We start from the raw sequence: 21,280 nt of genomic DNA, 5'->3' as shown, positions 1-21,280 counted from the left end.
ACATTCTACAAATTGAACATAGAAAATCTATGTCGCTTTAGAAAAAAGAACGAACTTGTATATCTCGACGATCATACTCGATTCTATAGCTTTAAGTAATTAGTAAGAGGTTCTTTTTTCTTCAGAGGAAAATTCGAGTGAAGGCCGAAAATCTTTTCATACGAGGTTTTTCGGATGTCTACCGCGCTCAAAAGAAAAGAAAGAAAAATTCAGATTGGAGAATTCTGGACTTCTCGTCAGAGACAATCTCATTCCATTCATTACAGTGTTAGTTATAGGGCTTCTTTTAAGCCGGAACTTCCAGCGTTTTTTTTAGATAAGTATCTTTCTAAACATAAGGGTATTGTTTTGGATCCGTTTGGCGGTAGAGGAACTACTTCGATTCAAGCGAACTTAGACGGGCATACCGCGATTCACAACGATATTAGTCCGATGTCTTTGTTTCTCGCCAAATCTAGACAAACGATCCCTTCTTTAGAAAATATGGAAAAAATATTAAATCGTTTGGATTTAAAAAAGAAAACTAAAGAAGAAAAAGAAGACAAGGATCTACTTTCGTTTTATCATAAAGACACGTTAACCGAAATTAAAAATCTAAAACGAATCCTTTTGGCGGATCGTTCTCCCGAAATTCAATACATAGGAGTTACTGCTCTTTCTAGGCTTCACGGTCATAGCGACGGTTTTTTTTCAGTCTATAGTTTTCCTCAGATTTCGATTCCTCCTGAGGCTCAACGTAGAAATAATCAAAAAAAGGGAATCAAACCTGAATATAAGGAAATTAAATCTAGAATTCTTCAGAAGATGAAACGAGATTTAAAAACTCCTCTTCCTCCGTTTTATCATGAATTTTCGAGCAGAAATCTTTATACAAACCATTCTTCTTTGTTTTTGGAATCCTTGCAGGATGGAACTGTAGATATAGTGATTACTTCTCCGCCTTTTTTGGATAAGGTGAACTATGAAGAAGATAACTGGCTCCGTTACTGGTTTTTAGATATTAAACTTCCGGATCATAAAAAGCCGAGTATATTTTCGACCTTAAGCGCTTGGACCGATTTTATCCGCGATACTTTGAAAGAACTTTCCAGAGTTCTAAAACCGGATGGTGTTTGTGTGATGGAAGTAGGGGATATTAAAAAAGGTCAGACCGTGTTTAATTTAGACGAATACGTGATTCAGGCTGCATCTGGTTCCGGTTTGGAATGGGAAACAACTTTTATAAACGATCAAAAGTTTACAAAACTTTCCAATTGTTGGAACGTTCTAAATAACGAAAAAGGTACGAACTCCAATCGTTGTGTTGTATTTCGAAATTTTATATGATTTAAACATTTTAATTTTATTATATACTATATTTTTAATTTATAATCGATTATTTGCGTAAAGTCATACTTTATGATAGACATTTAAGTGTGCTCAATTTTATAGAGATCAATAAAACCTTAGAATCCCCGACAAGAAGTGGTAGTTTCCACAAAAACTGTTCTATTGAGCGATTTATAGTTTTTACTCATAACTATATAATAAAGTACCTAATATTTTACATAGAATCAGCGTTTTATGATAGAATTAACGGTACTCAATTTTATAGAGATCAGTAGTATTCTTTTATTAACGTGAGTTTGGTATAACGCGAAAGGGATCGATGCGGGGAAACTAAAGTAGAACGCTCTCTATCATAACCTTACCACAAGTATTTAGATTTCAATATAGATCTGTCGGAATTACGACAAATCCTCTGTAAAACGTACACCCCACCCTAGATTTTGGGTGGTAACTCAATGAATTGCTTTCCATGGGTCGCAATTCAGGTGGGAGGTGGAAAGGCTTGGGAGACTTTTCTTTATCAGAAAAACATGCTTTTTGCAAGTAAAAAGACTCATTCTTGTCGGAACACTTGAATAATGTGCGTTTTTTATCCTAAAACGCGACCCTTAGGAGAGCGTTTTGCTGAGTTTCAAACGCGATTCGTAGAGAGCGTTGTGTGATTCTAAAATCTTCTTCAACTTGTGGGGTTGGTTATGGCTCTCTCAAACTCAGCGTCTCACTCCCCATGGATCGTTCGACAGATCGCGTTCTAAATTGAATCTAAAGACGATTGTTGTATTATGTTTCCTGCATGCAATTTATTGACGAGAGCTAAAGAACCCGGTCGGCTGTCTGTGGCAAGCCGGATTCGCCCCAATTGTCTTACGAAGAATTCACGTTTTATTATTATAATTTCTGTATGAGTTTCCATATTTTTATGAAACTCAATCTTTAGGATCGTTCGAAAAACTAAAACAAACACTGATTTTACGATAATTCTAAAAATGTGGGAACTCATACTTTTAGAAAATTCGAACTCACTCTAAACTAGGATTCGTTTACGTCTTATTTTTGCACTTGAAACGACTTGTACTTTTTGTAAATTCTGTCTCTTTTTCTTTAAAAACAAAAGGTTTGCTCTTCATCAAATTTCAAAATCGGCCGAACTTTAAAAAGGAAGAGGGTTACCTAAAAATGATGCGCTCACTTTGGACGGCTGCTACTGGGATGATCGCCCAGCAGTTTCATATCGATACAATTTCAAATAATCTAGCAAACGTAAATACGACCGGATTCAAAAAGAATCGAGCCGATTTTGAAGATTTAGTTTATCAACATCAGGTTTTGGCCGGAACTCCAGCTACTTCCGTAAGTGAGATTCCAACGGGAGTGAACGTAGGTCACGGTGTAAGAGCAGCCGCTTCTCAAAAACTTTTTGAAATTGGTTCTTTTCAAGCGACTGGTAACAAATTGGATATGGCGATTACCGGAGAAATGGGGTTTTTCAAAATCCAGATGCCGGATGGAAGTTTCGCTTTTACGAGAGACGGATCTTTTAAGATAGATTCGAATCAGCAAGTTGTGACGTCTAACGGATATCTTTTAGAACCACCTCTGATTCTTCCTGAAGGTGCGATCCTAAACACACTTATGATTTCGGAACAGGGAGAAGTCACCGTAAAGGTAGGAGCCGACATTCGTCCTATCGTAATCGGACAGGTGGAATTGTATCGTTTTGTAAACCCCGCCGGGTTACAAGCAATTGGAAAGAACTTATTTCAAGAAACCGTAGCTTCCGGTCCTGAAATTCCCGGAACTCCTGGAATGGAAGGATTTGGAAACGTTCTACAGGGGTTTTTAGAAATGAGTAACGTAAAGATCGTAGAAGAGATGGTGGCTATGATCGTAGCACAAAGAGCCTACGAGTCCAATTCCAAAGCGATTCAAACTTCGGATAACATGTTATCCACGGCAATTTCTCTTAAGAGATAAGAGTTTTATAAATTTCTAATGAATCTTTTTCGAATTTTCCTTTTTATAATTATTACCTTTTTTCCTCTTTGGGGGAGAACATCAGGTATTTATCTAAAAGGAAAAACGATTATAGAAGGAGAGGTAGTCCGCCTTTCTTCTGTTGCACGTGTCCCGGAAGGTTTAGAAGATAGAATTCTTTTGAACAATCTAAAACGTCCGGTATTCGTAGATTCTAAAGACGTCCTAAAAGTTTACGAGGATTTGAATCCGATCGTTACTGGAAAAAAAACTCTAGTACTTCCTTTGAATCATTCTCTGGAACCTGGCGAAATCGCAGAATCTCTTTCGGAAGAGATCAAAAAAAAACATCCAAATGAAGAATTTCGTCTAACGTTTATATCCGGAGATACAAAGGTCCCTTTGGAAGGAGTGGATCTTAGATGGGCCAATCTTCCTTCCCGTTTGCATCCGGGGCAGATTATGGCTTCCTTAGAAATTTTTTTTCAAAATCAGAAAGTGCATACTTTGAGAATTCGTTTTCAAGTGGAACAGATGGTGACGGTTTTAAAGTCTAAACGTTCTTTAAACCAAGGGATCAAAATTACGAAGGAAGATTTTCAAGAAGAGGAAATATTTACTTCGGAAGAAATTTTAGATTCTCCCGGAAACGAACTTTTGGGTTCCACTCTTTTAAAAAATATGAATGAAGGTGAAATCTTTCGTAAAAAACACGTTCGTAAAATTCAAGACGTTCAAAGAGGAGGAGAAATTCTGATGATCTATCATAAAGGAAGTCTAGCCCTCAAAACAAAAGTAAAAGCTCTTAGTTCCGGAAATATTGGAGAAGAAGTTCAGGTTACGACTCATTCCAGAGAAAACCAAATGAAAGCGAAAGTAGTAGATAAGAATACGGTGATCACGGAATGAAAATCTATAAAAGAAACGTAGCTCCGACTTCTGGAATTTTAGACACGAATATATTAAGTAGTTTTTTTCTTAATTTAAAGTTTATAGAACGACTGACTGACAGAAAATACATTGTGTTCTTTTTATCAATTTTAAAAAGCCTACGCCAAAAACTGGGGATTTCTTTAAAAGATTGTTCAACAAATTGTAGTTTAACGAACTTGATTTCTAAATTTCAAAAAAGTTCTTTGATTTACGTAGATGTTAATCTGAAATACTATTTAGAAAAACTTAATATTGTAGATATAAAAATTTCTATGACGTATTTTGCGACTTTTTTTTCCTGTTTGTTTTTTTTAGGGAATAACTTTTCTTTAAACGCCCAGGAATCTTCGCTTTGGACGGATAAAAATCCGTATTCTGTGCGTCAGAGTATGAAAGTGGGTTCTACTCTTTACGTTAAAATCAGAAACGGACTTCAAGCAGAATTTGAACTAGAATCCAATGCGGATGAAACTCTGACTTTAAAAGCGATGCCTGATAAAAAGATCATTCCGGATATGCCTTCGTATAACAACGATCGTACGATCACCCGTAAAAATAAGGGAAAGATCAAATCTATCGGAAAGATAAAGGGAAATCTGACGGTTTTAGTGACTGCGATCGATCCGAACACGGGACTTTTGACCGTTCAAGGACAAAAAGTAAACGTGATCAATGGAGAAGAAAACAGTCTTCTTTTATCCGGAACCGTTTCTCCCGAATTTGTGGAGAAGGATTTATCTATCGATTCCGATAAAATCGCAAATCTTCAGTTAAATTTTAATGGTAAGATCAAACCTCAGCAAGTAAGTCCGCCAATTTCTATCAAAACGATTACCAATCCAGACGGTTCCGTTACCACTAAGGCGGAACTTTCGGAAGAAGAAAAACAAAAACTGATTCTGAACCAACTGAACAGACTTTTGGGAGAATCACAATGAAATCTAAATATTCTATTTTTTGCATGTTCTTTTCGAGCGGTTTTATTTTTTTAGGGACTGTTTTTTCCTTAAACTCCGCCGAGTTTAGGTTGAAGGATATTGCAAGAATTGAAGGGGTTCGGGAAAATCAAATTACCGGTTACGGTATTGTGGTAGGTCTTCCCGGAACGGGAGATAGTAAAACTCCTTTTACGTCTGAAAGTATGAAAAATTATTTAAAGAATTTGGGAGTAGAAGCCAATCTTAAACCGGACCAGACTAGAAACATCGCTTCTGTTTTAATTACGGCTACGATACCAACTTATTCTAGGAAAGGAGATAAGTTAAACGTTGTAGTTTCGTCTATCGGAGACGCTAAGTCTTTGGAAGGTGGAGTTCTTTTACAATCTCCTTTAAAAACCGCTGGAGATAAAACTTATGCGGTTGCTTCTGGAGTGATTTCATTCGGAGGCAGACAAGAACAGGAGCGTGGAATTAGTTCCAGAGGAAATAAAAAAACGGTAGGGGTAGTTCACGGTGGGGCGATCGTCGAACAGGAGTTAGATCAGAATTTTTACGCTTCCGAAAGAGTTCAGATACAACTTGAAAATCAAGACTTTACTACATTAAACGCGATCGTCTCAAAAATCCGTTCTATTCTTCCGGGAAAACACGGAATTGGACCTGAGTCTGTAGTTCCTATTTCTCCTTCCGAAATTAATATCGTTCTCGGAAAAAGTTTCGAAAATAAATCGGATGCGTTCCTAACTTTGTTAAGCGACATCGAAAATTTGACCGTGGAAACACAAGTAAAACCTAAAGTAGTTATTAACGAAAGAACCGGAGTGATCGTGATGGGAGGTAATATTACGATCGAAGAAGTTGCGGTTTCTCGTTCTGGTTTGAATCTTTCTGTAACGGATAAAAATAGAAGACGTAATTGGCTCGGAAAAGAACAAGAACCCACTAAAAGTTCTTTTTTAATCGAGGAATCTACAAGCGTGGGTGACGTGGTGGAAGCCTTAAACAAAGTAGGCGCTTCTACAAAAGACATCATCGCTATTTTAGAAGCCCTAAAAAAATCAGGAGCGCTGCACGCGGAATTGGAGATACAATGATGATTGATTCTATAAAAGATTATTCAAATAAACTAAATCTAATCGAAAAGCCAGAAGTAAAAAGTCTTCTAAATTTGGAAAAACAACATAAGAACAAGTCTGCTTTTCCGGAGGTTTTACGAGAAGAGTTTAACGAAAAACTTACTGGAAAAGTGAGTTCTTCCGAAATCAAACTTCCACATAACATTCAGGAAGAGATTGCGGCAGATCCGTATCGCAAAAAACTATATTCAGCTTCTGTTGAATTCGAATCCATATTCGTAAAAATGATGTTAAACGAGATGAAAAAAACGGTGAACAAATCCGGTTTGATAGACGGAGGATACGCGGAAGAAATTTTTGAAGATATGCTCTATGACGAATATTCTAAAAATCTATCTTCTAATTCTTCTTTGGGACTTGCGGAACAGATTTATCAGTCTTTATCTTCTAATCTTCCTCCCTATCAAAAAATTGATCAAAAGGTTTAAAAATCGATTTCAATTTTAGAATCCTTCTGCTTTTGGGATGTCAAAATTTACACATCGATAAAAAATGTGGAAATATCGTTGTTAGGAAGTTTCAATTTGTCTATACATTATAATTTATATAACGATACTACCATTCATCTGAATGTTATATCCAAAATGATAAAACTTTAAATAAAAAATCGGTAAAACGAAGTTTTTAATTTCTTCTTGTGTCTGAAAATTTTTGAGCCCCTAAAAAACAACTTATTCTTGTTAGCTGATTAGATCGCTGAACTTAATAGCGTCCAGATCGTTTTGTAGTTTTTCTTCCGTTTTTTCGATTTTAGAAACGATGTTTGTCGGAAATAATTTTAGATTTTGATCTCCGGTTAAAAGAGGTTCAGGGACTTTACGATAGACGTCCGCGATGCTTAGATCTACGGGAGAAGCGATCGGAACGAATTCATTTTTTTTAGTTTCGGACAACAATTCCAACTCACAGAGTTTTTTAGTAAGGACTGGAATTTCCTCTTCTTTTAAACCAGAAACGGAAGAAAGTTCAACACAGGAAGAGGGAACTTTTTTTTCTTTTTGGATTTTATAAGCTGATTTTAAAGTTAAAATTAATTTTCTGAATTCGTTGCTAGGCGAAGTATTCATTTCGTCCAGAGAGTGAAAAGGGGCGATATATCTTTCTCTAAACTGAAGACAAGCGGTGATTTCGGCTCCGAACAAAACAATTAGAGAAAGTGAATATACTCCTAAAAGAAAAATTGGAATAGCGGCTAACGCTTTGTAGATAATCATCGTAGTTTCACTAAAAGATAAAATATAAACTTGAAATCCCCAAATAAAAACTAGAAATATAATCCCAGTGACAGCAGCACCCACAGAGGAAGCTTTTAAAGGAACCTTCGTGTTCGGAATCAAGGAATAAAGGCTTAGAAAAAAGAGCCAAATTCCGGAAAGAGGAAATAAAATTCTTAAAAAAGAATAAATCGTAAATACACTGTCTCCCCCTGTGATTAGGGTCGTTACAAACTTCTGGTCCTTGGATTCTGTAACGCTGATCGTGCGGTATTCGCCTATGTTGAGTATTTTGATTTGTCCGTTTTCTTTTCTTTCTAAAAGAAGATTGGCCCATAACTTACCGTTCATAGGAGTATAAAACGGATTCCAGTGTTCACCTAAATCCGTTGAAATCAGTATATTTCCTAAACTATCCATTAGAAATAATTCCGTAATATCAGTTCCGCTAAAAGACCAGATTCGTATAAAGTTGTACCGTTTATGGCTTAGCTGTATCCAGGTGTTTCCTCCGTCCGTAGAACGATACAAAGCCCCTCTTTCTCCGGCTAAAAAGAACTCTCCGTTTGTAGTTTTATGAATATCATGAAACGCTAAATGAGTCAGTCGATTCGGATAAAAATTAAAACCTCCGTCGTTGCTAGTCCAAACCGTTCCGGATTCGTCGGCGATATAACCGTTTAATTCGTCCGGAAAATAAATTTTAGAAGCGTTCATCTTCAGTCTGTCTTTGAAGATCGGTTTGAAGGAAATTCCTTCTGGAATGTAATGAAGAACTTCTCCATTTTTGAATATAATAAAAATATTATTTGAATTGATTACCTCTATGTCTTTTAGTTCGACACCCTCGAAGGAAGCCAGTCTCCAAACGGGAGATTCTAAAGATTTGATTAAAAGTAATCCTTTTGCGGAAAGAGCGTAGATCATTTCCTCTTGGATTTTAATTCGAACGAAATTGGAAGTCCCTATGTCCGGTTTTTTGCAGAAGTCAAGTCTTCCGCCTAACGCATCCAGACATTTCATGTTTTCAAAATCGATTTCTTCTTCTCGGATCGAATATTCCTTTTTGAGATTTGAGTCTATTCGAAATAAGGTTCCGTTTTCTCCACTCACCCAAATTTTTCCGGATGAATCTTTTTCCATGGAAAAATAGTGAGAAGGTCTGAAAAAATCGATGGTTCTTTTTGCGATTCCTTCTACGATCACAAAAAGAAGAGGGCCTATGGCTAATACAAAAAAGTAAAAAATTAATTTTTGAAATAGGGATCTATTAGAATGAATTTTCCAAATTCCGTTAAATGCATTTTCGAGAGAACGTAGAACCGCGGTTGCCGAAAATACTAAAGTTATAAATCCGATCGCTCCAATTTGGGATGCGGTATCGATTAGGTCTCCTATTGTTTCCAGATATGGGTTGATGTCTATGCTGATGTTACTTTGTAAAATGAATGTGTTTATAGTATCGAAAATTTCTTCTTTTCTATTTTCTAAACCGGAAGTGATTGTAATCAAAGATAACGCAACCGTAAGCATAGGAATTAAAGATACGATCGTAGTATAGGAAATTCCGGAAGCCTGCATAAGACAGTCGTCTTTGATGAAACGATATGCGGAACCCAATATGATCCGGATGAATATTACGAAGGTTCTTAAAAAACCTTTTTCGGGGATCTTATCTGAGTCGGTTAACCAACCTGGTTTAAAAAAATGTAACATTGTTCAGTCCGCCTTGAAGCTGTACAGAACCATAGATGAAGTCAAAGGTCTGTTTTGTTTTTTGAGTTTGCTTTTCCAGTGATAAACACTGATTCGAATCCATTTCCAATATTCATTCCAAGATTTGAAACTTCCTCTGGACTTAAGTAATTTTGCGAAGAGAGAAAAATCCACTCCGAGATAAGTGATGGGATCTTTAAAACCGAAACGATCAAGAATTTTTTTCAGATTGGATTGCGAATAATAATAAAAATGTCCAGGAAGGTAGTAGTGATAGTTTGCACCTGCATCGATTGCTTGCCAACCTTCAAAGTTTGCAGTTTGTATTAGTAACAATCCTCCTGGTTTGAGAATTCTATTTAACTTTTCAAAAATTTGTTCCGGATCAGAAAGGTGTTCTATCACTTCTACCAAAGTAATCACGTCAAAAAAATTTTCAGGAAGATCAACGTCTAAAAATTCTCCCGTATATACCTTTAATCCTCTGGACTTAGCGACTTCCGCGGAATAAGAAGAGATTTCCACTCCTGTTACTTGAAAACCGGCTTCTTGGGCGCAGTTTAAAAAACCTCCAAAAGAACAACCTACGTCTAAAAATTCTCCATTTGATTTGAATTTTTGAATGTTTTTAATTCTGGCTTTCCAAACGTATCGATCAAATTTTTCGGTTTGTCTTTCGTCACGGTACGAAAAATTAGCGTTACCGGAATAATATTCCTCCGTGTATAGTTGGGAAGGTTCCGGTCTAGGATATTGAGTTTGTAGACCACAACTTAAGCATAAGTAAATTGGAATATTGTAATTTTTAAATGTTGAATTGTAGAGAAATTTCCAGTCTTTTTTTTGACAACAGGGACAGGTTTCGTTTATAGTTTTGCCAGAAAAATCCAATGACAGATCCTTTCTTCCAATTTTCCCAGAGGGGTTCTTTCTGTATAACCGAAGTCTAAGTGGGAGAAACCTTTTAAATCTTCTTTCAATTCTTCTAATGTATAAAAACGAGTATAGGCACCTTTAAGATCCGCGGTACCGACTACGGTTTCCCGTGCTTGAAGATGGGTGTCTCCTACCGCTCTAACAGAACCAGCGAGATAACCTCCTTTCTTGAGAATTCTCATTTTTTCTTTGAGAATATTTTTAGCCGATTGGGCAGAATTATAGTGTAGAACTCCCCAACTTACGATTACATCGAAAAAGTTTTCTTCAAAGGGGAAGGGGGGATCACCACCTAACGATGTTTTTACGAAAGGAAACGTTTCTTGAACCGTTTTGATGGAATTTTCGGTGTAATCTGTGGCGTAAACTTGATAACCGAATTCGTTTAACAAAACACAATGTCTACCGGAACCGGTTCCGAAATCTAAGGCTTTTTTTTCTTCTTGTTTATCGGAATCGATTTTGGAAAGCATTCTGACCAGATTTTCGTCGGGATAACCGAGTCTGGACTTGGTTCTAGTATAATGAAAATTCCAGGCGGAACGGGAAGAAGATTCAGACGGATTCAAATTTACCTTCCAGTCTTTGTAGAACTGACTCCTTCCATTGAGTCAAGGTTTGATGATTTTCTTCTGGGCCTAAGATTCCTATACTTCTAACACGAACTCCGTTTCCTTCGTTTGTTTTTAAAATGTCTTCCGGTTGTTTTAACTTAAGATCGAAGATCAGTTTTTCCTTTCCGTTTGTGTGAAATTCGGAATGTTCAACTAGTTTAGATTTTCCTTCTGGAGGAGCTGAGAAAAAAATTCCAGCGTATTGATTGGGAATTTTAAAATAGTTCGGGAAAGGTTTAATTTTTTCTCCTACAAGAAGTTTTACTAAATTCTCGAAATAAGAAGAACCAAAATAATTCGGAATTAAATTGTCCGCTAAAAATTCTCCTCCTACTTCCGGAACGGCCTCGATCAGATAGATTTCTCCTTGTGGATTGATTCTGAATTCTGCAACAAAAGGACAATCGTTCATTTTAGTGGCTGCGATTAAAGCCCTACAATTGAGTAGAATTTCTCCAATCAATTCGGAATGTAAAAATGGAAGAGTATGAGCGATTTCTAAATAAGGTGCGTAACTAGTCACGTCCTTATAGGAAATACATGCGGGAAAAAATTCTTTGTTTTGAATAAGTCCACAGACCGTAATTTCAAAACCAGGGATAAATTCTTCGGAGATCCATTCTTCTGGAATTACGTTATGTGTCTTTGTTTTCTTTTTGGGCAGTTTAGGATTCTTTTTTTTAGATTGGAGAAAGTTTTCCCATTCTTTTAAATCGTAAAAGGTACGAATTCCTTCTTTACCGTTTCCGCGGGAAGGTTTATATACAAAAGGGAATTGATGTTTGGAGTTTGTATCGTAGTTTTGAGGTGTTAAAATTCCGACTTTGTTTGCGACTTCTTTGAGTTTATTTTTATTGGAGCAAATTTCCACACATTCAAGACTTGCATAACGTAACTTTAATTTGTTCGCAATGTAAGAAGCCGTGTAAGTCGCTTTTCCAAAAGAACGAGTACCTATTCCGAGTATATTACCTTGAAGGGGAATTTCGGAAACCGTTTTTAGAATTTTACGATATTCGGTAACGGATTCCATGATTCTGAGTGAGGAGATGTTGAGTCCGGGGGCACGATCGTTTTGATCCACTGCAATTACCGAGTAACCCAGTCTATTCGCCGCCGAAATCAAAGGAATTTGATTGGGTCCTGCGCCGATCGAAAGGAAGTAATCTTTCATCTTCCGTAGATTTTTGTTGATACGCAAGAAAGTCAAAGGATTTTTAAGATGGATATAATAGAGATCATTAGAATGATCTCAAAAGATAACTTAAAAATATGGATAGGGTCAACACGTTCGTAAGGAATACGAACTGGATGTGAAAAAATAAATGTGTTTATCGTTACCTTTTTTTAAATAGTCTTCCTGCCTCAGCGTTTCTCTGTAGTTTCATACTCAGACGACTAAATAGAATACTTTGGTTAGATTGTTTCAAAAATTTGAATATTTTGGCCCTGCTCTAAAATGCCGTAAATCCCGAATTTGCGTATTTTTTAAGTACTGCTATTTTTTTTGTAAATTCGACCGTTAATAGCTTGGTACTATTTTCATGCGTCCGAATAGTAAAAAACCATCGTTTGCGCCCGAGATTCCTTCGGAGTTTAAGATTTCAAAACAAGCGGATTTGTATCTTTGTTTGTTTATGTGCTTATAGTAGATAGTAGGGTTCTCCTTTAAAACATTTGTGTAGAATCAACCTTCCACCTAACACAAGTTTCATGATTTCAGCAATCGGAGATTTTGTCTTTTTCGAATATGATACCTTTCCAATGATGGATTCGAATTCTTTGTGGATTTTTTACTTTGTTCAATTTTATTTTTACTCATAAAAGAAAAGTAATTTGTCGCGGAACTTGAAAATCAAACGGAAAGAACATTAGAGTTGTTGAAAAATTCCATAGTGAAAATTCGTAAAATTGCTTCAATTGTCCATTCAATCCAATACAAACAGATCAAGAATTAATTTTTCAACAACTCTATTCAATTAATGTAAGCAGGACGTAATAGATTCGTTTTATAAAAACCTGATTTTTCCATAAAAAAAATAAATATTTAAGAATTTGTAATGCGATTGAATCTGTGGGAACTCTCACAAATACCAGTTAAACTTTGAGAATTGTGGGAACTACTACGTACTGGGATACAAAAAGAATCATCGTCCATCCGATTTTTGCACAAAAACGCTGTTTTACGACCATCATCAAAATTTAAATCCCATTTTAACCTGAGCAAGGGAGTAAGAAAGACTTTTCTAAAGTATGAGTTCCTACAACTTTAAAATTTGTTCGTAAAATCGTGATTTGTGAGAGTTCCCACATTATTTTACAGACAAACCTAAGTTTTGCAGTAGTTCCCACATTTAAAGAATCGATCTATAAAATTTAGATTTCAACTTTTTTCAGAATCATGGGTTTATTACGTCGAACTCACGTTAAAATATTAAAATATTTTACTGAATTTCAAATTCAACGCTGATTCTTGCCTGGATCGTTCTTTCACCGATTGAAATAGGAGATTGTTTTGAGTTTGCTTTTCCTGTTATAAAGTAAACTTCTTGAGGTTGAAGTATAGAATCGGATTCTACTATTTTGATTGCAGATACGTTTGTTTTTCCGATTGATTTTGCCAGGACTATAGCCTTGTTTTTTGCGTCTTCGTAGGCGGAGGTTAAGGCTTCTTTTTCTTGTTTTTTAGTGGAATCCGCCTTAAATTCAATTCCACCGACTGCATTGACTCCTGACTTTTGAATTTCCAACAGTAAATCCTTATAGAGTTTGAGATCTCTGAGTTTCAGTAGAATTCCAGAAGATGCAAGATAAGGTCTTTGTTTTCCTTCTTGTAGATATTCTCTCTGAAGAGTGTAATCAGTGCTGTAAATATCTTTATTAGAAATTTTGAATCTTTTAGAAAGAGCCTCTATAACGTTAGACACTCTTTCCAGATTTTTTTCTTGGGCAACTTTAGGGTCTGGATTTTCCACTTCAACGGAGAAATTGATTTGAACGTAGTCGGTTTCTACGATCGCAGAGCCGTTTCCGGAAACGGTGATCGTTTGTTGTTTGTTTTCGGAGTAAATTCCCGAAGTGGTAAGTAAAATCAATAAAAATATAAGAATTTGACGGATCATAGTTTGTGAATGATTTTTTAAGTTTGATTTGTTGCCTACAAAAAAAGGCGGAAGAGGAAACCTCCGCCGCCTTTTGCGATTGGAAAAGAAAGTTCGGATGAATTACATCATTCCGCCCATTCCTCCCATACCGCCTCCGCCCATTCCCGCCATCGGGTTTGGAGCGTCTTTATCTGGCTTATCTGTGATCGTAACTTCTGTGGTTAAAATCATAGAACCGATAGAAGCCGCATTTTGAAGTGCGGAACGAACTACTTTCGCAGGGTCAACAACTCCGGCTTGGATCATATCTTCCCAAACCATAGTGAGTGCGTTAAATCCTTCGTTTCCTTTTTTAGCCTTTGCGTGTTCCACAATTACGGAACCTTCTAAACCAGCGTTTGAAGTAATCATACGAATCGGTTCTTCCAAAGCTCTAAAAATGATTTTTGCTCCTGTAGCTTCGTCTCCATCCAGTTTGAGAGAACCTACTGCTTCTTGTGCTTTCAAAAGAGTGAGTCCACCACCTGGAACGATCCCTTCTTCTACAGCCGCGCGAGTTGCAGAAAGAGCGTCTTCTACGCGTGCTTTTTTCTCTTTCATTTCTACTTCGGTAGCTGCACCTACGTGGATCACGGCAACACCACCCGCAAGTTTAGCGAGTCTTTCTTGTAGTTTTTCTCTATCATATTCGGAAGTTGTGTCTTCGATTTGTTTTTTGATCTGACCGATTCTTCCTTGGATTTCTTTTGTCTGGCCTTTGCCTTCGATGATCGTAGTATTTTCTTTATCAACGGTCACTTTATTTGCACGGCCCAACATTTGAAGAGTGGTGTTTTCTAGTTTCATTCCTAAGTCTTCGGAAATCACTTGTCCACCGGTTAGAATCGCAATGTCTTCAAGCATCGCTTTTCTTCTATCTCCGAAACCTGGGGCTTTCACCGCAACACAAGAGATGGTTTTTCTAAGTGTGTTGACAACGATAGTTGCGAGTGCTTCTCCTTCTACTTCTTCGGAGATGATCACGAGAGGTTTTCCGGCTTGAGCTACTTTTTCTAAGATATGGATTAGATCCTTCATGGAAGAGATCTTCTTGTCGTAGATCAGAATGAAAGGATCATTTAGAGTTGCAACCATAGACTCTGCGTCAGTTACCATGTAAGGAGAAATATAACCTCTGTCGAACTGCATTCCTTCTACAACGTCAAGGGTGGTTTCGATAGATTTTGCTTCTTCTACGGTGATCACTCCGTCTTTTCCAACTTTGTCCATTGCGTCTGCAATTAGGTTTCCAATCGTATTATCGTTGTTAGCCGAAATACTCGCTACGTTTGCAATGTCTTTTTTGTTTTCGATTTTAACTGCTCTTTTTTGGATACTTTCCACAGCAGCAGTAACCGCTTTGTCGATTCCTCTTTTGAGAGACATAGGGTTTGCACCGGCGGTTACGTTTTTCAGACCTTCGTTGATGATGGATTGGGCGAGAATGGTTGCGGTTGTAGTTCCGTCTCCAGCGACGTCATTCGTCTTAGTGGAAACTTCTTTTACCATTTGAGCTCCCATATTTTCTAATGGATCTTCTAGCTCGATTTCTTTTGCAACGGTAACGCCGTCCTTAGTAATGGTCGGTGCTCCGAATTTTTTATCGATTACTACATTACGACCCTTAGGCCCTAGAGTAACTTTGACTGCGTTTGCGAGTTTGTTCACTCCTTCGAGGAGCTTACGTCTTGCCGTTTCGTTATATTCAATATCTTTCGCCATGATCTAACTCCTGATTATTTTTTAACTACGGCCAGAATATCACTTTCACGGATGATTAGATATTCTTTGCCTTCTGATTTGATTTCAGTTCCGGAATACTTTCCGTAAAGGACTGTATCGCCTACTTTTACTTCGAGAGGGATGAGTTTCCCGTCTTCATATTTGCCGCTACCGATTTCGACAACTTTCCCTTCTTGTGGTTTTTCTTTTGCCGTATCAGGAACGAAAATGCTACCGATCTTTTCCTCGGCTTCCTGTCTTGGTTCTACGAGGACTCTGTCACCCAGAGGTTTAATCGATGCCATAGACTGACTCCTTAAAATTTATAAGATTAGCACTATATTCATGAGAGTGCTTATATAGTTTTTCATTAAAAAAAACCGCTTGGAAAGCGTCAAGCACTTTCACTATGAGAGTGCTAAATGGATGGAGAGGAATCAGGCCTGTCTAAAATCAGTTTAATAAAAATTTATGCTACTCGATTTTAAGAATCAGTAGCTAACCTGTCGTGGACCTGGGTTTTCTAGAGTAATTTTAAATGTGGGAACTACCACAAACACCGATTTTACGTATAATTTTAAAAATGTAGGAACTCATACTTTTAGAAGAATTTTTATGTTCCGATTTCATAAATTCTATTTAACGTGAGTTCTACGTAAGAAGATCTGGGCGAATCTTGCTTGTCACAGGCAAGCCGGACACGGCTCTTTAGCTCTGGTCAACAAATTGAATACAGGAAACATAATACAACAATCGTTTTAGTTTCAAAACACGATTCGTCGAACGATCCATGGAGAGTGAGACGGTTTGAGTTATTTCGAGCACCCATAGAAGAAGACATTGAGTTTGAAAGAGCGTTTTGCGAAAGTTTCCTCGCATCGATCCCTTTCGCGTTATGTTGAATTCGCATTTATTTAAAAACTGAGAATGTAGGATCTCCCGCAAAAAGTTAAACAATTCCGGGCCGACTCGATTTTTGAGAACTTCAGCATCTTTGGTAGAATTCGCCCATTCATTTTGAGTATTATTTTTATACGCTCGAGTAGTAATTTCCAAAAATGGCGGAGTTCCGACCCAAAGTAGATTAAGAAAACAAACTGCATTTTGAATCAGATTTTGGGTAAAATAAGGTTAATACAAAAGTGTGGGAACTTACACTGTAAAATAAGTTCTTTTTAATTTTCTTATATTCAATTTACGTTTTTTAAAGAGGTGTGCTTGAGTAATGAATGTTCGTAGTTACGACCGTCTATAAGGGACGTAATTTGTGGGAACTCACACATTTTAAGAATCGTTTTATTTAAACAAAAACGCTTTTAGAGTTTTTTCTCTCGATAGCGGATCAAAAAATTGAACACAAACGAGATTGGTGATTACCCCGATTTTTAGAAATGTGAAATCTATTTAAGCAGAAGTTTTAAAAAGACCTCCGACGTTAAACCCTAATACGAAGTGAAATCTGATTTCTCACTACAATTTGAGGAGTGATAAACAGGCCCGGAGAATTTCCCCAACAAATTAAAATGGGATACACGAAATACTAAACAATCTCTTGGAGCAAATTTCATTTCGTAAATTCCAAAGAATGGATAAAATAAAAAAAACTCCGAATGGAAGGAGTCAATGTTTTTCGTCGGAATAGTTCCAAAGAAAAGGACTGGCCGAGGGCCTCAAACTTAGTTGTTGAACAATCGTATAAGGAGAATTTAAAGCAATGATTTTCCGACAAAAAAATACGTAACGACGTAGATCTACTAAGAGTGCAGTTGCATTAAAGTAGAAATACAATTGTGGTAATAAAAATACGGAGACAAACAAAATTATAATGAAACGCATTTATAACACTTCTTGAATATATTTCGCATAACGTTCTATCATATCATCGAGCTCCGAACAACTTATGATGTAAAAAACTGCGGAAAAATCCTAGTTAAGAAATTTAGTTCGCACTAAGAATTGTTTCTAATTCTGTAGATTCAAACATGTCAACCGGAGAAATTACGGGCTCTGAATAAGGAATCTTATTTCCATATCTCTTTTTCATTAGTGATTGTACTTGCATAGAAGATAAATTAAAATCTTTTAAAGTCTTTAACTCGCCTAATCTTTTACCAGTCACTTTATTATATAGTTTCCAAATTAACTCAGTACAATAAATGCGGTCATCAGACCACCCAAAGTATATGTCGTAATGTTTTCCTAAAAAAGACTCGCCGTATCTTTTCATTTCAGCCAATTTACTTTGTGAGAGAATATTATCTCGATTTTTTAGGCGTTTGATAACATAATGATTCTTTTTTCCCCGTTTAATAAAAGCGGAAAGGGGAGTAAGTTTTACCGGTTCTACGGCTTCTAGAACTTTATATTCGTTTCCATATTTGAAAATAATGCCCGCGTGGGTATAAGGTGATAGAGTTGCTAATCGAATCGCTTTACTTTGTTCGGAATTCGATTCATGAAATATAATATCTCCTTCGGATATATTAAAATTATCTAAATCTTCTGCTTTCAGAATAGTCCACCAAGAACCGAGAAACATTAAAAAAATTCCTAACTTTTTATACATGAGTTAACCTTTAAAAAAAATTGATCAATTACGTTTAATGATATTACTGAATACATTAAAAGAATACTATGCTGTACTTATTTCAAAACTTAGAATATGAAATACTTTCAAAAAGTCAAGGTCTGGCGCAATTTCGCGAGGACATCTATATTTTTAAAAAAATTACACGTTAAATTTTAGTACCATTTTTATGCATCCGAATAGTATATATAACATTTTCCGAAGTTATTTTACCGGCTAAATACTTTTGAAATCGAGAGCCACAGCTATTGCCATAAAACTAAAAAACTGCCTCTGCCTAATAAACGAAAATAATTCATCGGATATGAATCATATTCGAAAAACTCATTAACTCTATAAAGAAGAAAAAACTGTAAAGATAAAATTTATAAAACTTCAATTTCGCTCAACGTATATAAACTGGTTTTACATTATCAGGATTTGTTCCAAAATCTGTCGAGCAATCTTTATTGAGGTTCAATAAGAGAGATGTTTTAGTTTTACAAAAATGTGGGAATTCCAGAAACTGGAATAACAAAAGAATGTTATAAAACTGTAAAATATAATACGGCGATTTCTCTGGGAACTACCGTACTTTATTAAATACTTGGCGTTTAGATCTGCTCTCCATCAAGTCCGTTTTAAAAAGGAAAACATGTTTCAAAAAGAAAATCTAGTTCGTGTGCGGGAGCTCGGTCAAAATCCGATTTTAGAAAAAAAACCTTATATCCTTTATTGGATGTCTATGGCCAGAAGACTTACTTGGAATCATTCTCTGGATTATTCGATTCATCTTTCCCAAAAATATAAAAAAGAACTGTTGATCTATGAACCTCTCAAGATGAATTATCCTTGGAGTTCTCCTAGGTTGCACAAGTTTATTTTAGAAGGAATGTCGTATAACGTAAAAGAGGCACAAAGATTAGGTCTTACATATCGGGCATTTGTAGAAACTCACGGAAATCCGATCGAAGAAGTGTTCGAAAAAATTAGCTCCGAGGCTGCGTTGGTGGTCACCGATGATTATCCTGCGTATATCGTTCCGGAATTATTGGAACAAGTTTCTAAAAAAATCAGATGTAAATTTCTTGTAGTGGATTCCAATTCGATCATTCCACTTACTCTTTATGGAGAGTTTGCTTCGGCGGCAAGAATCCTTCGGCCTAGAGTCCACAAATTATTTCCAGAGGTTTGGAAGTTTCGATCTTTTCACAAGCCACATAAACCGTTTCGAGAAAAAGAAAATTCTTGGCTCGAAAAAAATCCAAATTCTCCCTTAAAAAAAATTGTTTGGTTTGAAGGCGGTGTGGATCAAATTCCAGAAATATGCAAGAATTGTAATTTTAATTTTCAGAATATTCTTCCAGCCCCTGGAAAAAAAGGAGGTAGAGAAGAGGGGATAAGACTTCTACGAAAATTTTTAAAACATGGTTTGTTCGGTTATGCAGAACTTAGAAGTAATCCTAAACCTCCGGAAGAATCTTATTCTTCTTTTTTATCTCCATATCTACATTTCGGGCATATTTCTCAAGAAGAGATTGTAAGTGAGGTTTTAAATTGGAACTTAGATGGGCCTTGGACCCCTGGAGTTATCATTCCCGAAAATAAAAATAGAAAAGAAGGTTACTTTCATCCGGATCCGAACGTGAATTCTTTTTTAGATGAACTCATAACGTGGAGGGACGTTGGTTTTTTGATGTTTTGGAAAAAACCTTCTTTTAGAAAGGACCTTTCCATTCTTCCGGATTGGATTCAGAAAAATTTAGATTTTCATAAAAACGACGTTCGTCCATATATTTATACAAAAGAACAATTGGAAAATTCAAAGACGCATGACGTTATTTGGAACTCCGCGCAAAAGGAATTGGTTTTATCTGGTTGTATGCAAAATTATTTAAGAATGCTCTGGGGAAAAAAAGTAATCGAGTGGTCTCCTGACTATCAAACTGCTTTTGAAATTTTAGAAGAATTTAATAATAAATACGCATACGATGGAAGAGACCCAAATTCGTATAACGGAATTTTATGGTGTTTCGGTTTGTTTGATCGTCCTTGGTTTCCGGAAAGAAATGTTTTTGGGAACATTCGAACTATGTCTTCCGATTCGACAAAGAAAAAATTCAAACTTCAAACGTATTTAGATTACGTTCAATCTTTGGAAGAAAGAAATGATACACTCGATTCTCAGTTACTTTTTCCTACATAAGATATTTTGAATTTTACTATCCGGACCAATGAAAAGGATCTATGTTGTGCTTGTTTCAAAATTTAGAATATGAGATACTTTTAAAAAATCTGACAATTCTAGGTTTGGAGCAATTTCGTAAAGACTTTTATATCTTTAGAAAAAATCCCCGTAATTTTGGTGCCATTTGAGTAGGTTTACGAATTATTCCATTTGTTTAAACTCTTTATTTTATAAATTCATTGTGTAGTTTATTATAATTGATTGTTCCAGTTGAATTCAATTTAAAGATTGCATTTTATGAATATATTTTGTAATTGAAAAGATAAAAGTGAAAATGATTGAATTTCTTTTTTAGAAACTGAAAATTTAAAATACATAGAGTATTTTGGGTTTATAATATGTATTTTCATTTTTGTGATGGTTGCAAAAAGATTAAAATTTGATTTTACTGATCTCTATAAAATTGAGCACCGTAATTTTTTATTACAAAACCTTGTTGTAGTGCAAAATATTAGGTACTTTTTATATAGTTGTTGGAATCTACTTCAAAAATACTTTATCTTTGTTTAAAATACCGAATCCTAAGATATTTTTGAGATGGCTTTTGCTGATCTCTATCAAATCAATCACCTAAATATTTATCCCAAAGTATCGGTTAACGCGAGTTCCAATGCAAAAGCAATTGAAACACGGGAACTCAAGCAGAACTTTCTTTCAAACTAAAATGTCTCGCTTCTATCTATTTTTTCTGAAATAAAGTGAGTCATTCTGAAACGTTGTTTTTTATGGATAAGATTTTTGATTCCGATTTTATGGATCTCGAGTGATTGTTTAGAAGATAGGATTTGGTTCTGATCATTCGTTCAAA

General features: G+C 36.0%; 15 protein-coding genes. 7 read left to right on the top strand and 8 right to left on the bottom strand.

Features of this window, described 5'->3' with window-relative positions; all coding sequences use genetic code 11:
* Window positions 1-174: 174 nt before the first annotated feature.
* From LEP1GSC049_RS214815 to LEP1GSC049_RS214840, 6 genes are all read left to right on the top strand, one after another.
* The gene (locus tag LEP1GSC049_RS214815) at window positions 175-1,326 is read left to right on the top strand and encodes a DNA methyltransferase (protein WP_004759089.1); all 1,152 of its coding nucleotides are present in this window, start codon (window positions 175-177) and stop codon (window positions 1,324-1,326) included.
* 1,182 nt (window positions 1,327-2,508) lie between these two features.
* Window positions 2,509-3,303 (top strand): flagellar basal-body rod protein FlgG, encoded by a 795-nt coding sequence (flgG, locus tag LEP1GSC049_RS214820; protein WP_001257272.1) that lies wholly within the window; start codon window positions 2,509-2,511, stop codon window positions 3,301-3,303.
* Window positions 3,304-3,321: 18 nt separating this feature from the next.
* A complete protein-coding gene (flgA, locus tag LEP1GSC049_RS214825) occupies window positions 3,322-4,212 on the top strand; it encodes a flagellar basal body P-ring formation chaperone FlgA (RefSeq protein ID WP_016560794.1) in 891 nt (296 codons plus the stop codon).
* Window positions 4,209-5,174 (top strand): flagellar basal body L-ring protein FlgH, encoded by a 966-nt coding sequence (locus tag LEP1GSC049_RS214830; RefSeq protein ID WP_004759061.1) that lies wholly within the window; start codon window positions 4,209-4,211, stop codon window positions 5,172-5,174. Before flgA ends, LEP1GSC049_RS214830 begins: the two co-directional genes overlap by 4 nt.
* On the top strand, window positions 5,171-6,271 hold the full coding sequence (locus LEP1GSC049_RS214835; protein ID WP_004751333.1) for a flagellar basal body P-ring protein FlgI: 1,101 nt from the start codon (window positions 5,171-5,173) through the stop codon (window positions 6,269-6,271). Before LEP1GSC049_RS214830 ends, LEP1GSC049_RS214835 begins: the two co-directional genes overlap by 4 nt.
* On the top strand, window positions 6,268-6,741 hold the full coding sequence (locus LEP1GSC049_RS214840; RefSeq protein ID WP_004767625.1) for a rod-binding protein: 474 nt from the start codon (window positions 6,268-6,270) through the stop codon (window positions 6,739-6,741). The genes LEP1GSC049_RS214835 and LEP1GSC049_RS214840 overlap by 4 nt, the downstream gene beginning before the upstream one ends.
* A 252-nt stretch (window positions 6,742-6,993) precedes the next feature.
* On the opposite strand, the gene LEP1GSC049_RS214845 is transcribed toward LEP1GSC049_RS214840, so the two are convergent.
* From LEP1GSC049_RS214845 to LEP1GSC049_RS214880, 8 genes are all read right to left on the bottom strand, one after another.
* On the bottom strand, window positions 6,994-9,243 hold the full coding sequence (locus LEP1GSC049_RS214845) for a YhjD/YihY/BrkB family envelope integrity protein (protein WP_004751312.1): 2,250 nt from the start codon (window positions 9,241-9,243) through the stop codon (window positions 6,994-6,996).
* Window positions 9,244-9,246: 3 nt separating this feature from the next.
* Window positions 9,247-10,134, bottom strand: a complete 888-nt coding sequence (locus LEP1GSC049_RS214850) for a class I SAM-dependent methyltransferase (RefSeq protein WP_004751353.1) — start codon at window positions 10,132-10,134, stop codon at window positions 9,247-9,249.
* Window positions 10,110-10,748 carry a class I SAM-dependent methyltransferase gene (locus LEP1GSC049_RS214855; RefSeq protein ID WP_004751308.1) on the bottom strand — a complete coding sequence of 213 codons (639 nt, stop codon included), beginning with the start codon at window positions 10,746-10,748 and terminating at the stop codon, window positions 10,110-10,112. The genes LEP1GSC049_RS214850 and LEP1GSC049_RS214855 overlap by 25 nt, the downstream gene beginning before the upstream one ends.
* On the bottom strand, window positions 10,735-11,967 hold the full coding sequence (locus LEP1GSC049_RS214860) for an ATP-grasp domain-containing protein (RefSeq protein ID WP_004767973.1): 1,233 nt from the start codon (window positions 11,965-11,967) through the stop codon (window positions 10,735-10,737). Before LEP1GSC049_RS214860 ends, LEP1GSC049_RS214855 begins: the two co-directional genes overlap by 14 nt.
* Before the next feature lie 1,270 nt (window positions 11,968-13,237).
* Window positions 13,238-13,915, bottom strand: coding sequence for an SIMPL domain-containing protein (locus LEP1GSC049_RS214865; protein ID WP_016560806.1), 678 nt, complete (start codon window positions 13,913-13,915; stop codon window positions 13,238-13,240).
* A 102-nt stretch (window positions 13,916-14,017) separates the two neighbouring features.
* Window positions 14,018-15,658 carry a chaperonin GroEL gene (gene groL / locus LEP1GSC049_RS214870; protein WP_004751305.1) on the bottom strand — a complete coding sequence of 547 codons (1,641 nt, stop codon included), beginning with the start codon at window positions 15,656-15,658 and terminating at the stop codon, window positions 14,018-14,020.
* Between the two features lie 14 nt (window positions 15,659-15,672).
* Window positions 15,673-15,963, bottom strand: coding sequence for a co-chaperone GroES (gene groES, locus LEP1GSC049_RS214875; protein ID WP_000146552.1), 291 nt, complete (start codon window positions 15,961-15,963; stop codon window positions 15,673-15,675).
* A gap of 1,634 nt (window positions 15,964-17,597) precedes the next feature.
* Window positions 17,598-18,224: a YiiX family permuted papain-like enzyme gene (locus tag LEP1GSC049_RS214880; protein WP_004751320.1), complete on the bottom strand. Its 627-nt coding sequence runs from the start codon at window positions 18,222-18,224 to the stop codon at window positions 17,598-17,600.
* 655 nt (window positions 18,225-18,879) lie between these two features.
* Here LEP1GSC049_RS214880 and LEP1GSC049_RS214885 point away from each other — a divergent pair.
* Complete coding sequence (locus LEP1GSC049_RS214885; protein ID WP_016560767.1) at window positions 18,880-20,430, top strand: cryptochrome/DNA photolyase family protein; 1,551 nt, start codon at window positions 18,880-18,882, stop codon at window positions 20,428-20,430.
* Window positions 20,431-21,280 lie beyond the last annotated feature (850 nt).

The sequence above is a fragment of the Leptospira kirschneri serovar Cynopteri str. 3522 CT genome, assembly GCF_000243695.2.
GTDB classification, from domain to species: Bacteria; Spirochaetota; Leptospiria; order Leptospirales; family Leptospiraceae; genus Leptospira; species Leptospira kirschneri.
The sequence above is the reverse complement of the archived record's forward strand: the minus strand, read 5'-3'. Positions and strand labels throughout refer to the sequence as shown.